General features: G+C 71.1%; 9 protein-coding genes. 6 read left to right on the forward strand and 3 right to left on the reverse strand.

Annotated elements, in window-relative coordinates:
- The first annotated feature begins 4 nt into the window (after positions 1–4).
- From DS843_RS20395 to DS843_RS20405, 3 genes are all read left to right on the forward strand, one after another.
- Positions 5–1993 (forward strand): response regulator, encoded by a 1989-nt coding sequence (locus DS843_RS20395; protein ID WP_149470666.1) that lies wholly within the window; start codon positions 5–7, stop codon positions 1991–1993.
- Between the two features lie 250 nt (positions 1994–2243).
- Positions 2244–4763 (forward strand): hybrid sensor histidine kinase/response regulator, encoded by a 2520-nt coding sequence (locus DS843_RS20400; RefSeq protein ID WP_286192209.1) that lies wholly within the window; start codon positions 2244–2246, stop codon positions 4761–4763.
- An 18-nt stretch (positions 4764–4781) separates the two neighbouring features.
- The gene (locus DS843_RS20405) at positions 4782–6683 is read left to right on the forward strand and encodes a response regulator (RefSeq protein WP_149470667.1); all 1902 of its coding nucleotides are present in this window, start codon (positions 4782–4784) and stop codon (positions 6681–6683) included.
- 8 nt (positions 6684–6691) lie between these two features.
- On the opposite strand, the gene DS843_RS20410 is transcribed toward DS843_RS20405, so the two are convergent.
- Positions 6692–7513, reverse strand: a complete 822-nt coding sequence (locus DS843_RS20410; protein ID WP_149470668.1) for an alpha/beta hydrolase — start codon at positions 7511–7513, stop codon at positions 6692–6694.
- 77 nt (positions 7514–7590) lie between these two features.
- A complete protein-coding gene (locus DS843_RS20415; protein ID WP_149470669.1) occupies positions 7591–8235 on the reverse strand; it encodes a dienelactone hydrolase family protein in 645 nt (214 codons plus the stop codon).
- 165 nt (positions 8236–8400) lie between these two features.
- Between DS843_RS20415 and DS843_RS20420 the strand changes: the two genes are divergently transcribed.
- On the forward strand, positions 8401–8898 hold the full coding sequence (locus DS843_RS20420; protein WP_286192210.1) for a cupin domain-containing protein: 498 nt from the start codon (positions 8401–8403) through the stop codon (positions 8896–8898).
- Between the two features lie 12 nt (positions 8899–8910).
- Here DS843_RS20420 and DS843_RS20425 read toward each other — a convergent pair whose 3' ends face one another.
- Positions 8911–10362, reverse strand: a complete 1452-nt coding sequence (locus DS843_RS20425) for an FAD/NAD(P)-binding protein (RefSeq protein WP_149470670.1) — start codon at positions 10360–10362, stop codon at positions 8911–8913.
- Between the two features lie 220 nt (positions 10363–10582).
- Here DS843_RS20425 and DS843_RS20430 point away from each other — a divergent pair, with 220 nt between their 5' ends.
- Together DS843_RS20430 and DS843_RS20435 are read left to right on the forward strand one after the other, a co-directional pair.
- Positions 10583–10885 (forward strand): hypothetical protein, encoded by a 303-nt coding sequence (locus DS843_RS20430; protein ID WP_149470671.1) that lies wholly within the window; start codon positions 10583–10585, stop codon positions 10883–10885.
- Positions 10886–10945: 60 nt separating this feature from the next.
- Positions 10946–14266, forward strand: coding sequence for a PAS domain-containing protein (locus DS843_RS20435; RefSeq protein WP_149470672.1), 3321 nt, complete (start codon positions 10946–10948; stop codon positions 14264–14266).
- The last annotated feature ends 144 nt before the right edge of the window (positions 14267–14410 follow it).

Genomic DNA, 14410 nt, shown 5'->3' on the forward strand with positions numbered 1-14410 from the left:
AGCGATGAACGCCCCTACGCCGCCCGCGACCCCGCCCGAGACCATCCCCATCGGCGCCTACGACGTCGACGCCCTGTTGGGCGAGCTGAGCGGCGACACGCGGGAGGAGCCGCCGGAATCCGCCCTCTGCGTCCGGGTCGAGGAGGTCTTCACCCCCGCCGCCCGGTTGCTGATGGCGGAGGAACTGGCGGAGTTCCTGGAGACGCGCGGCATCACCCCGACGGAATTCCTGCACAAGGTCGAGCCGCAACGCTCCTTCCTCGACTGGCCGCGCCGCCCCGCGATCCTGGAGCGGGTGGCCCGGCGGCAGGCCCGCCCCGGACGCCGGTCCCCCGCCATGCGGCTGGAGGAGCTGAAGCGGCTGGAGCAGGAGGTGCTGGCGCTCACCGCGCGGCGCGCCCACAGCGGCGCGTCCCTGTCCATCGACGCCAAGCAGTTCGCCGCCATGGTGGCGCAGACCCTGGCGCGGACCCCGGGCTTCGCCGGGCGGTACACCGTCGATTCCTGGCTGTCGGCATGGCTGGGGGAGGGGCGCAACCACGAGCTTCGGCTGGTGCGCATCCTGTCCCTCGACGGCGAGGGCCTGTCCGGCGAGGGCATCGCCATCCTCGACCAGTTCGTCGGGGAGATGCTGGCGAACGGGCTGGTGGTCGAGGCGCTGTTCGGATGGGCGGACGGGCTGCGCGGCGTTCTGGACGCCATGGCGACGGTCTGGCGGGGGGAAGCGCCGACCCATCCCGGCGCCCCCGCGGTCCTGCACCGTCTGTCCGCCTTCATCGCCCGGCATCAGGCCCGGCATCAGGCCCGCCATCGGTCCTGCGCCGCCCGGCTGGGGCTGGAGGCGGGGATTCACCACGCCCTGCTGGGCGACGCGCCGCTGTCCACGACGCTCCTGTCCGCTGCGAAGGCGGAGCCGAACAGCGTGGCCGCGGTGCTGGACGAACTGTCGGCCATCGCCCTCCTGAGCTCCCGCCTGGCGGTGAAGGGCGGGGTGATCGGTGGAGAACGCACCACCCGGCTGCTCGACCGGCGGGTCGCGCTGCTGCTGTCCGGCGCGCGGCTGGAGGCGGTGCTGCACGCCAAGAGCCATTACGCCCGCATCGTCGATCTGCTGGCCTTCGAAGGGGCGGTGGCGGGGGAACGCAGCCGGCGCATGATCGTTGCCCATCTGCGCCGCCACCTGGAAGCCCGGGACTTCACCCAGCGCCTGTTCGAGACGGCCCGCACGCCGCGCGCCCGCATCAAGGTGCTGGCCGACCTGCAGCGGCGGGTCCAGCGCTCCACCCTGCCGGAGGGTTTGCGCGAACGCTACGTCCGCATGCTGGACGAGATCCAGAACACCTTCCTGCGCACCAACAGGGTCTTCGCCCGGATCGCAAAGGACCGTCCGCCCCAGGTCGAGGAGGTGATGGAGTTCGCCAGCCTGCTGGCCGAGGGCGCCTTCACCGAGGGGAAATGCGCGGCGGCGGCGCGCGATCTGGTCGGGCACCATGTCCGCTCCACCGCCTTCCTGCGCGCCTACCTCGCCCGCTGCAAGGAGGCGACCGAGCAGCGCGCCGACCGCTTCGCCCATTTCTTCGCCACCCTGGCCACCGCCGGCCTGCCGATGCGCGCCATGAACACGCTGCGCGTCCTTCTGGCCGATGACGAGCCGGCGGCCCGCGGCTATGTGGAGATGATCCTGCGCGACCTGGGCATCACCGACCTCACCATCGCCGAGGACGGGCGCGAGGCGCTGACCCGGTTCGAGGAGCGGCAGGGCGCCATCGACCTGATCGTCTGCGATTGGAAGATGCCGGGCCTGTCCGGTCTGGAATTCCTGAAGCTGGTCCGCGCCGCGCGGCCCGACATGCCGTTCCTGATGGTCACGGCGCTCGCCACCATGATCGCGGTGGAGGAGGCCATGGCCCATGACGTCACCGCCTACATCGCCAAGCCGTTTTCTCCCGAGCAGCTTGAAGAAAAGATCCTGGTTCTGGTGAACCGGAACTGACCCTCGGCGGTGGCGTGCCGCCGGTGGAAAGTTTTTATACGAAGGAAAACACTGAAACCCGCTGTTAACGGCTGGGCTCCTATTACGGGTATCCGCGAGGCGCATTTTGCGCAGCGGTATTCCCATGGCGATGGAGTGGGGCTCCGTGGATCTTTCCGGCCGGGGTGGGCTGCCCCCCACCGACAGCGACTCCCGTGTCCGGGCCGACCGTCCGGTTGGGGAACCGGCCGCGCGCCGGGGGATGGGCGGGATGACCGACCTGCTGTTCCTCATGCTCGGCGCCGCCGGTCTGCTGGCCGTGATGATGCCGGAGGAGGGGCGCGACCGGCTGATGCTGCCGCTCGGCGTGATGACGCTCGCCATGGCGGCGATGGCCGTCCTGTCGGTGCGCCGCGCCCGCGGGGCGGCGGCGGCGCTCGACCGCTCCGCCCGCCTGCTGCGCGCCGCCAACGAGGAACTGGCCACCAGCCGCCAGCGCTTCCGCGACTTCGCGGAGGCCGCATCCGACTGGTTCTGGGAAAGCGCCGCCGACCATCGCTACACCTATGTCTCCGAACGGCTGCCGGCGCTTCTGGGCGGCGATCCGGCGCCGGTGTTCGGCGACTCGCTGCTCGACCTCGGCGCGCTGGTGGAGGACACCGACACCTGGCTGGAGTATCTGGCCGACATCGAATCCGGGCGCGCCTTCCGCGACCTGGAGATCACGCTGCGCGACGGGGCGGGAAACAGCCGCGTCTTCCGGATCAGCGCGCAGCCCTATTCCGACGCGGACGGGCGGTTCGCCGGCTACCGCGGCACCGGCATCGAGACGACCGCGGAAACGCTGGCGCTCGTCGAGGCGCGCTTCATGCAGTCGGTGGTGCACGACGCGCTGTCCAGCATCTCCGAAGGCTTCGTGCTGTTCAGCCCCGACGACCGGCTGATCTTCTGCAACGAGCGCTACCGCAGCGCCTACCCCAATCTGGCCGACGTGCTGGTGCCCGGCGCCGCCTTCGAGGACATCCTGCGCGCCGCCGCGGAGCGGGGCGGCTATGACGGCGACGACCACGAGATGGCGGACTGGATCGCCGAGCGGATGAAGCGCCATCTGCTGCACACGGACCCGGTGGACGGACGCCTGTCCGACGGGCGCTGGTACCGCATCAGCGAGCACGCGACCGGTTCTGGCGGCATCGTGAAGATCCTGATGGACATCACCGAGCTGAAGCGGCGCGAGGAGCAACTCGCCGGCCAGACGGAGCGGCTGGAGGCCACCGTCGGCGCGCTGAGCGAGAGCGAGAAGCGCTACCGCCAGCTCGTGGAACTGGCGCCCTACGGCATCGCCATCTGGGACCGCCGGGCCATCCGGTTCGGCAACGCGGCGGCGGCCTCCATCCTGGGGGTGGGCGGCAGCGGCGGGCTGGAGGGGCTGGACCTCCGCCCCTTCATCCAGGATGCGGAGGCGGTGGCCCCGCGGCTGGCGCGCGCCGCGGACGGCGACGGGCAGCGGGTGGAATGCGAAATCCTCCGCCCCTCCGGCGAGCACCGCCATGTGGAGATCGGCGCCTTCCCCGCGGTGTATCAGCGGGAGCCGGCGGTTCTGCTGGTGCTGAACGACGTCACCGACCGCCGCCGGGCGGAAGCGGAGCTTCAGCGTTCACAGAAGATGGAGGCCGTGGGCCGCATGGCCGGCGGCATCGCGCACGAGTTCAACAACCTGCTGACCGCCATCGGCGGCTTCGCCCGGCTGGCCGAACGGTCGCCCGGCGATCCTGTGCGCGTCGCCACCTGCGTGCGGGAAATCGCCAAGGCGTCCGACCGCGCGGCGACCCTGACCGCGCAGCTTCTCGACTTCTCGCGCCGCCGCCCGGCGGACGAGATGGAGGTGGTGGCCCTGGCCCCGCTGGTGCGCGACCTGAAGGTCTTCCTGAAGCCGCTGATGAGCGCCGGGGTCGATCTGGAGATCCGCGTCGGCGACGAGGAGGCGCACGCGGTCGCCAACCCGGTGATGCTGAACCAGGCCATCCTGAATCTCGCCCTCAACGCGCGCGACGCGATGCCCGACGGCGGGCGGCTGACCATCTCCCTGGACAGCGCCGTGCCGGACGCCGCCTTCTTCGGGCGGCACGGCGGGCTGGCGCGCGGCCGCTACGCCGTGATCCGCGTCGCCGACGAGGGCTGCGGCGTGCCGGAAGCGGTGCGCGACCGCATCTGGGAACCCTTCTTCACCACCAAGGAGCCGGGCAAGGGCACGGGCCTCGGCCTGTGGATGGTCTACGGCACCGCCCGGCAGGCCGCCGGTGCGGTGGAGATGGAGGCAGGGCCGGACGGGCGCGGCAGCGTCTTCTCCATCCATTTGCCCACCGTCGCCGCACCCGCGATGCCAAGCACGCTGGCCGACGGGCTGGGGCTGGGAGAGGACGAGGGGGCCGCCATCCTGCTGGTGGACGACGAGGAGTCCGTGCGCACCTATGTCCGGCTGGCGCTGGAGGAGGCGGGATGCACGGTGACGGAGGCGGTGGACGGGCTGGACGCGCTGGAGCGCTGGGACGAATGCGGCGGGCTGTTCGACGCGGTGGTGTCGGACATGTCGATGCCCCGCATGAACGGCCTGGAACTGGCCCGCGCGCTGGAGGAGCGAAGCCCCGGCCTGCGCATCCTCTTCCTGACCGGCTACGCCTCCCACGACACCGCGGCGGACCTGACGGCGCAGCCGGGCCGCCGGATCGTCATGAAGCCGGTAGCCCCGGACCGCCTGATCGAGGCGGTGCGCGGGCTGCTGAGCGAATGACACGGGGGTAGCCAGGGCATGGCATCGGACCAGCGCATCGCGGAAAGCCGGGACAATGGCCGGGACAATGGCCGGGACATCGACGCCGAAGGCGGGATGGACGCCGCCGTCTGCCGCACCCCGGAAGATTTCTACACCCCGCAGGGCCGCGACAGCATCGGCCGGCATTGCCAGCGCTATTTCGACGAGAACGCGCTGACCCCGACCGAGCTTCTGCATTCGCCCCGTCATCAGCAGAGCCTGTCGAACATCCCGACCTTCGTCGCGATCCTGCAACAGGCCGAGCGGGCGATGGACCGCAAGGGCGCGCTGACCGCGCTCGTCAACGAGGTCGCCCGGCTGACCCGAGAGCGGCTGAAGGACGCCCAGCCGCCGGAACTGACGCCCGCCACCTACGCCGCCACGGCGGAACGGCTGATCTCCTCCCGCGACGCCTTTACCGGGCGCTTCCTGGTCGATGCGGCGCTGACCACGCATCTGTACCAGGGCCGCAGCTTCGCCGAGAAGGCGCGGCTGCTGCTGGATCTGGCGGAGGGGCTGGAGGACGCCGACGCGCTGGCGCCGCTCGACCGGCTGCTCGGCGAGATCCTGCGCAGCGACACCGGCACCGCCTCCTGCTCGCTGGACGCGCCCTTCGTGGACCGGGTGGACATGCTCGTGTCGCTGATCGCCGGGGACAAGACGCTGTCCGACGAGGCGCCGCCGGTCTTCCGGGGGCTGGAAACGCTGGTGCGCCGCACGGCCATGCCGGTGCTGAGCGACTGCCTGATCTTCGCGCTGCGCCGCGAGCTGTCGAAACCCGACCGCTTCACGATCACCAGTGCCGGCGACCTGTTCGGCGTGGAGGCGGTGCAGCGGGAGATCATGGCGCTCAGCCAGGTGTCGCAACGGCTGCGCAGCGGGGAAGGCTATTTCGGCGGTGCCCGGACGGAAGCGGCGCTGCAGCGGCGAAGCGCGCTGCTCGTCAACGAGGACACGCTGCCGGAGATCACCAAGGGGCGGACGCTGATGCAGAAGCTCCGCATCCTCTTCGTCCTCCAGAAGATGCCGCTGTCGCCCAGCGCGGAGCGGGCGGTGAACGGCTATCTGACCCAGTTCTTCGCCGGGCGCGACTTCGCCGGGCGCCTGCTCGACTGCTGGAAGGAGAAGACCGAAAAGCTGAAGGGGCTGGCGGAGGTGCAGCGGCTGGTGCTCGACAGCGCCTTCGCGGAGGAGGACCGCGAGCATATGGCCGACCAGCTTGACGAGATCCAGAGCGCCTTCATCCGCACCCAGCGCCTGCTGAGCCCCCTCCAGGGCAAGGACGAACCGACCCCCGACGCGGTGCTGGAGATGGTGCGGCTGGCCGGCGACGGCGCCTTCTGCCGGGGCCGGAGCCGGGCGGCAATCGCCAAGGCGCTGTACCGGCAGGTGCACCGCCCGCGCTTCGTGCGTTCCTTCCTGCTGGGGGCGACCGGCGGCAAGGAGCGGTCGGCCCGCGCCTCGTGGCTGCGCGGGGCGCTTGGGGTGATCGGCGTGCCCTTCATCGACCTGAGCGCGATCCGCGCCCTGGTCATCGACGACGAGGACGGGCCGCGCCACTTCGTCGAATCGGTGCTGCGCGAGCTGGGCATCGGCCACATCGACACGGCGGCGGACGGGCAGGAGGCGCTGGACCGGCTGGCCGGGGACGGGGATTACGACCTGATCGTCTGCGACTGGATGATGCCGAAGGCCAGCGGCCTGGACGTGCTGCGCCGCGTGCGCGAGGTCCGGCGCGAGCTGCCCTTCCTGATGGTGACGGCACTCGCCACGCTGAAGGCGGTGGAACGGGCGCTGGCCCACAATGTCAGCGCCTACATCGCCAAGCCCTTCACGCCGGAGCAGTTGGAGGAGAAGGTCTTTCTCGTCCTGACGCAGAAATCCGCCCCCGGCGCGTGACGCGCCGGTCAGTCGGCGGCGGCGCGCTCATCCGTCTTCAAAACCGCCGTCTCCACCCAGTCCGCGACATGGCGGGCGACCGACTCCCAGCCGGGCTCCAGCATCATGCTGTGGCCCATGGCCGGGAAGAAGACCGGCTCCGTCCGGAAGGCGTGGGCGGTCGCGCGGACCTGATCGGCGGGGAACAGCCGGTCCTCCTCCGCCCCCAGGACGGCCACGGGGATGCCGCGCGCGGGCAGGGGCGGGAAGGGTATCCAGCCGCCGATGTCCAGGACCACGCTCTGCGATTCCTCCTGCATCAGCGGCTCGTAGCGCTTGGCCATCTCCAGCGGCACCCGGTCGGAGAACATGGCGCGGCGCACCGCCTCCGGATCGATGGCGCGGGAGCCGAAAGCCATCAGCATGCCCATCTGCTGGAAGACGTAGGGATCGCTCCAGGCCAGACGCATCGTGGATTCCAGCAACCCGTGCGGCGGCGCGGAGGCCATCAGGACCGCTCCCGGCAACCGGCGGCGGATCAGCGCCCGCTGCACCACCATGCCGCCCATGGAATGGCCGATCAGCACCGGCGGCGCCGAACAGGCCTCCGCGGCGGACAGCACGTCCTCCACGTAGTCGGCGATCCGGAAGCTGTGCAGCCGCTCCCGCCCTTCGCTGGCGCCGTGGCCGCGCAGCGAGACGGCGTGCGCCTCCCAGCCCTGTTCGGCGAACCAGGGCAGGAAATGCTCGTCCCAGATCCAGGCGCCGCAGAAGGCGCCGTGGACGAACAGCAGAGGCACGGGCTTGGCCGGGCCGGCGGGGGGCCGGCTGAGGATTTCGAGCTTTGGCATGGACGGTCCGGTCGGAATGCTGCGGTGCGGTAGGAGAACCAGAGGTAGTCCGCATCGGTTCCGCTGTCCACCCGCGCTCAGCCGTTGGCAGCCTTGAGCAAATGGGTCGTGAACCAGGAGCGCGCCGAGTCCGCCACCAGATCCAGCTTCCCCGTCTCCTCGAACAGGCGGCCGGCACCCGGCACCACCTCCAGCGCCTTGACGCAGTGCAGCCGCGAAAAGGCGTCGGTGTTGAGGTCCAGCGCCGGGGCGTCCTTGCCGCCGACCACCAGAAGGGTGGGGGCGGCGACGGCGTTCAGCCACTCCTCCGCCAGATCGGGCCGCCCGCCGCGGCACACGACGGCGCCGACCCCGTCATGTTCGGCGGCCCGGCCCGCGGCGATCAGAGCCGACGCGGCCCCGGACCCGGCGCCGAAGAAGCCGATGGGCTTGCGCTCCACATCGGTGGTGGCGCGCAAATGGCGGACCGCCAGGAGCAGGCGTTCGGACTGGCGGTGGACGTCGAACTGGTTGGCCGGATCGGCCTTCTCCTCCTCCGTCATCAGGTCCATCAGAAGAGTGGCGAATCCCGCCTCCCTCAGGCGCGCGGCGACGCGGACGTTGCGCGGGCTTTTCCGCCCGCTGGAGGTGCCATGGGCGAAGATCACCACGGCCTCGAATCCGGCGGGCGCCCCCAACTGACCCGCGAGGCCGAGCGGTGGAATGTAGAGCGTCGTCTCCATGCGCCTTCCTCTCCCGATGAGCCATCCCGATCATGTATCCAGCCGGCTGAGTCAACAGGGCGGATGGCTCGTCCGTGCCCGATGGCCTAAACTGTCGGCACAGGACCGATCTCACAGGACCACCCATGAGATCGGTATCGATCCCCGGTGAAGGGAGACCCACCTTTGTCTGATAAGCCCACCACCAAACCCGCCGCCCTGCCCGAATCCCCGGTCCTCGACCCCGCCGCCGTCGGGGCCAGGCTCGGCGCCACCGGTTATCCGGAACCCTTCCGCGCGGCGGTCGCAGGGCGTCTGCGCAAGCGTCTGGGCAACCCGCTGGGCATCACCAACTTCGGCGTCAACCTGACCCGGCTGGAGCCGGGCGCCGCCTCCGCCCTGCGGCACTGGCACACCCGCCAGGACGAGTTCGTCTATGTGCTGGAGGGCGAACTGACCCTGGTCACCGACTCCGGCGAGACGCTGCTGCGTCCCGGCATGTGCGCCGGCTTTCCCGCCGGAAAGCCGGACGGGCACAAGCTCGTCAACCGTTCCGACGAGCCGGCGACCTATCTGGAGGTCGGCGACCGCACCGCCGGAGACGAGGTCCACTACCCGGACGAGGACCTGCGCTACGACGGCACGGCCGACCTCTTCACCCACCGCGACGGCACCCCCTGGTAGACCGGACCAGGGTCACGGCGCCGCCCGCGCGTGCGCCGGCAGCGACTCCGCCAAAGGGTAGGGGGAGCGCCGCAGCTCGGCGATGTGCCGGGCGGCCCTGGCGCATTGGCTGCGCAGCTCGGGCACCGCGGTCATCTCCCAGAAGGGCGGGCGGCTGACCGGGCCGAGCGCGAACAGCCGGTCCGACGCCTGCCCGTCCTCGCCGATCAGGGCGCCGTCCAGCGTGACGTCCAGCCCAAGCCGCAGCGGGTCGGGGCGGGCCAGACCGCGCGTCAGCAGCGCCTTCACCAGCGGGTGTCCGATCCGGCTGAAATCGCATTCGGTGCCGGTGGCGTTGACGATGGCTCCCACCGTCCGGGTCCAGACGGCGCCCTCCGCGCCGCGGGTGCGGACCTCCGCCGCTACCCCGTCCGGAGCCAGCCGCAGGCTTTGCAGGCGCCCGGCGCGGATGGCGAGCCGCCCATTCGCGCAAAGCGCGGCGATGCGGGCCGCCACCTCCGGCGCCATGCGGTGGCGATGGACCTCCCAATAGGGGCGGACGTGGCGCAGGAAGCGCCGCCGCTCCTCCGTCGGCAGGTGGCTCCAGATCAGGTGATGGTAGGGGCGCAGCGCGTCGAAGGCCGACCGCCAGTCGAACCCCGCCTCCCGCGCGCGGCGCATGTCGGCCTTCAGGGCGATCATCACGTCCAGGACGGTGCGCGGCATCACCTGCGGGTGGACGAAGCTCTTGAAGGGCCGTGCCTCCTCGTGCGTCTGCGGCAGCAGGCCGCGGCGCGACAGGGCGACGATGGGACCGCGGTGCCCCTGGTCCTCCAGCGACAGGACGGTGTCCACCATGGTCAGCCCCGTCCCCAGGATCAGCACGGGCGCGTCCGGGTCGATGGCGGCCAGCGCCGGCCAGTCCCAGGGGGAGGCCACGTAGCGGCTGGAGGCGTACACCTCCGGCGCCGGAACCGGCGGGGGCGAGGGGGCGAAATTGCCGACGCACAGCACCGCCGTGTCCACCGCCAGACTGGTCCCGTTGCCCAGCCGCAGCCGCGTGCCCCGCGCGTCGCATGCGATATCCACCGCCTCCGCCTGGGACACGGTCAGCGAGACGTGGGGCGGGGCCGCCTCCTCCGCCTCCCGCAGCACGTCCTGGATGTAGGCGCCGTAGCGCGCGCGGGAGACGAAGGCGTGGCCGCTGGGCGGCACGGCGCCGGCCCCGTCGTCCTGCGCCCACAGCCAGCGCAGGAAGTGCCGCGGGTCGTCCGGGTAGGCGCTCATGTTGTAGGCGCGCACGTTCAGAAGATGCGCGGCGTTGGGCGTGGAGTAGGCGAGGCCGGCGCCCACGCTGGGTGTGCGTTCGATCAGGTGGAGGCTGGTCGGCTCATCGGCGCAGCGCAGCAGATGCGCGGCGAGGACGCTGCCGGTGAAGCCGGCCCCGATGATGGCGATGCGGCGTTTCGAAGGGCGTGGTGACAACGTCGTCGCTCCTCTGCTCTGGCCGTACGAAGGGGGCGGCGATCCGGTGCGGGCGGCGCCGGAAGGCCCGGCCGGCCACTGTTCGGTGCGGGATTGTTCGGGTCAACCGCAATTCCGGTGTATGACGCCCCGCTTGATTCTGCTGACGGTTTCATAGTTAACAGGAAATTAACCATAATATGGAAGGTTTCGGATGTTCGAACCATGAACGGCAGGACCGATGCGCGACCACCCTTTCCGACCCGTCAACACCGTTCCGACCGACGTCGTCCAACCCGTCTCCGCCCACCCGCTCCCCTCCCGGCGCGAACCGGACGTGCAGCTCGCCGCCATGGTGCCGCAGAGCGTCAAGCGCGCCGTCCGCCGCCGCGCGGAGGAGGAGGGCACGACGGTCCGCAGCATCCTTCTGCGCGCGCTGAAGCACGCGGGCATCGCCGAGGTGGACGAGGCGGAGATCGCCGACCGCCGCATCGCCGCGGGGGCCGAGCGGTCCGGCCTCTGGAGGGCGGCCCGCAGCCGCTGACCGGGCCATCCGGCGTCCCGCACCGTCCCGCCAGGGATCATCTTTCGAAAGCCGAGCTGCATGAGCCTTCTTCACCGCCTGTTGCTGCTGGTCTTCCTGGCGATGATCCCGGCGGCGGTCATCGAGGTGAGGAACGAGCTGGCCCTGCGCGCCGCACGGGAGGCGGAGGTGGGGCGCGACGCCCTGCACCTCGCCGCCTTGTTCGAGGCGGAGCAGCATCGCATGATCGACGGGCTCCGGCAGGTGCTCAGCACGCTGGTGAAGGCGGAACCGGTGCGCGCGCCCGGCTCGGCGGCCTGCCAGGCGCTGATGGACGATCTGCGGACCGCCTATCCTGCGCATCTCGGCGTGCTGGTCGCCGGGCTCGACGGGGTCGTCCGCTGCGCCACCGACCGCGCGTCCCTGGGCATCTCCATCGCCGACCGCAGCCATTTCCGCGACGCGCTCGACAGCGGGGGGATGACGCTGGGGGAGCATGTCCTCCAGCGCCACGGACACCCGGCGCTGCCGGTGGCGCTGGCCTTCCGGGACGAGGCCGGCATGGCCGCGGGCGTCGTGACGGCCATGACCGAGACCTCCTGGATCGCCGACCTGTTGGCCAAGCGGCCGTCGCCCGACAGCACGCGGATCGCGCTGCTGGACCGCCGCGGCCGGGTGGTGGCCCAGGTGCCGGCGCTTCCGGAACCGCCGGGCGACGCGCTGCCTGCGTCCTTCGTCGAGCTTCTGTCCCGCGACGCCCCCGGCGTGACGGAGATGACCGGGCGGGACGGACAGCCCCGCATCGTCGCCTACCAGCCGACCGGACCGGACGGCATCGGCGTGCTGGTCTGCCTGGACAAGCGCGAGGCGCTGGGGCCGATCCGCGGCGCGATGGTGCAGGCGATGACGGGAATCGCCACCGTGCTGGCCCTGACTCTGCTCGCCGTCTGGTGGGGCGCCAACCGGTTCCTGCGGCGGCCCGTGACCACGCTGGTCGAGACGGCGGAGCGTTGGAAGGGCGGGGACCTGACGGCGCGCAGCGGCGTGGCGCACCAATCCTCCGAACTCGGCACGCTGGCCCGCGCCTTCGACGGCATGGCCGAGGAACTGGCGCGCCAGCAGCAGATCCGGGACCGGGCCAACGCACTGGCCCACAAGATGGCCGCCGTGCTGGGAAGCGTCACCGACGGCGTCTTCGAGGTGGACCACGGCTGGCGCATCACCTTCGTGAACGAACGCGCCCGGACGTTGGTGTCCGGAGGGCGCGACCTGACCGGCGCGGTTCTGTGGGACGCCTTTCCGGACACCGCCGGCAGCGGCTTCGGGGAGCATTACCGCCGCGCCATGACGGATCAGACGCCGGTCGAGTTCGAGGAATACTACCCGCCTCTCGAATCCTGGTTCGCGGTGCGCGCCTTCCCGTCGCCGGACGGGCTGGCCGTCTTCTTCCAGGACGTCACCGCCCGCAAATGGGGGGAGGCGGCGCTGAACTCCGCCAACCGGGAGAAGAGCGCTCTGCTCGCCCAGTTGAACAGCCTTCTGCAGAACGCGCCGGTCGGCTTCGCCTTCTTCGACCGCCAGCGCCGCTACATCCGCATCAACGAGCGGCTGGCCGAGGGCAACGGCGTCCTGGCGGAGGCGCATATGGGCCGCAAGCTGGGGGAACTGCTTCCCGCCGTGGGGAACAGCGTCGAACCGATGATCGACCAGGTGTTCGAAACCGGCGAGCCGATCCCCTACCGCGAGGTGCTGGGCGAGACGCCGAGGGAGCCGGGCGTGACGCGCCACTGGCTGACCGCCCTGTTCCCCGTGCATGAGGGGGCGGAGGTCGCCGCCGTCGGCGCCGTCGTGATGGAGGTGACCGACCTGCGCCGGGCCGAAGCGGCGCGCCGCCAGAGCGAGGAGCGGTTCCGCTCCGTCTTCGAACTGGCCGCGGTCGGGATCGAGCGGGTGGCGCTGGACGGCCGGCTGCTCGATGTCAACGCCAAGTTCTGCGACATCGTCGGCTACCCGCGGGAGGAGTTGCTGAGGCGGACCTACCGCGACATCACCGACCCGGCGGACCTGCCGGCGGAGGAGGAACTGATCGAGCGGCTGCTGGCCGGCGAACTGTCCAGCTACGCCCTGGAGAAGCGCTACCGCCGCAGGGACGGCGGAACGGTGTGGGTGCGGGTGACCTCCTCGCTCGCCCTGATCACCGGGGCGGAGCCCGCCTACCGCATCACCGTCGCCGAGGACATCACCGAGCGCAAGGCGATGGAGGCCGAACTGCGCGCCGCCCGCGACGAGGCGGAGCGCGCCAACCTCGCCAAGTCGAAATTCCTGGCCGCGGCGAGCCACGACCTGCGCCAGCCGCTCCAGTCGCTGTTCTTCTTCGCCGCGGCCCTGCCGGCTCATGTCGGGTCCGACGCGGGCGCCAAGATCCTGAACCATCTGGAACAGGGGCTGGACGCGCTGAAGGGGCTGCTGGACAGCCTGCTCGACGTGTCGCGCCTGGACGCCGGGGTGGTGACTCCGGTGCTGGAGGATTTCGACGTGGCGGAGGTGATGGACCCGATCCGCGCCGCCTACGCGCCGGTCGCCGCGGGCAAGGGCATCCGCTGGCAGGTGGAGATCTGCACCGGGCGGGTGCGCAGCGACCGCACGCTTCTGGGCCGTCTGCTGCGGAACCTCGTGGAGAACGCCATCCGCTACACCGAAAGCGGGCTGGTGCGGGTGCAGTGCCGGGCGGACGGGCGGTTCCTGTCCATCGTCGTGCAGGACACCGGCGTCGGCATTCCGGAGGACCATCTGGAGCGGATCTTCGAAGAGTTCCATCAGGTCGGCAACCCGGAGCGCGATCGTACCCAAGGCCTCGGCCTCGGCCTCGCCATCGTGCGGCGCCTGTCGCGCCTGCTGGATCATCCCGTGGAGGTGCGCTCCGCCGTGGGGCGGGGCTCGGCCTTCCGCGTGATCGTTCCGATGGGGGATGCGGCGGTGGCGGCGCCTCCGGTGGTGGGGGAGGAGGCGCCCGGCCAGGGCGTGGGGCGCTTTGCCGTTCTGGTGGACGACGACGCCATCGTGCTGATGGGGCTTCAGATGATCCTGACGGAATGGGGCTATGCCGTGCTGGCGGCGGGCAGCGCCGATCAGGCGATGGAGCGGCTGTCCGCCCAGACCCGCGCCCCCGACATCGTGATCGCCGATTACCGGCTGCGCGAGGGGCGGATCGGGACCGAGGTCATCCTGCGCGTGCGCGAGCGTTACGGTGCCGGGGTTCCCGGCGTGATCCTGACCGGGGAAACCGGGCCGGATTGCCTGCTGGACGCCACCGCCCACGGCCTGACGGTGATCCACAAGCCGGTCACGCCCCGCGAACTGGGGGCGGCGGTGGAAAGGCAGTTGAAGGCCGTGCCGGTTTGAGGTGGTGGTAAACCTTGCCCCCTCCCCAACCCTCCCATAGGCGCTAACATGCTTGTCTCCTTATGAAAGGAGCCGGCATGGTTTCGGTCTGGCGTGTTCGTCGTCTGGGCGGGTCGGCGATGTGTCGGGCGAGCCGCGGCGCGC

Origin of the sequence: Roseomonas genomospecies 6 (genome assembly GCF_008365375.1) — a bacterium.
Lineage (GTDB): Bacteria > Pseudomonadota > Alphaproteobacteria > Azospirillales > Azospirillaceae > Azospirillum.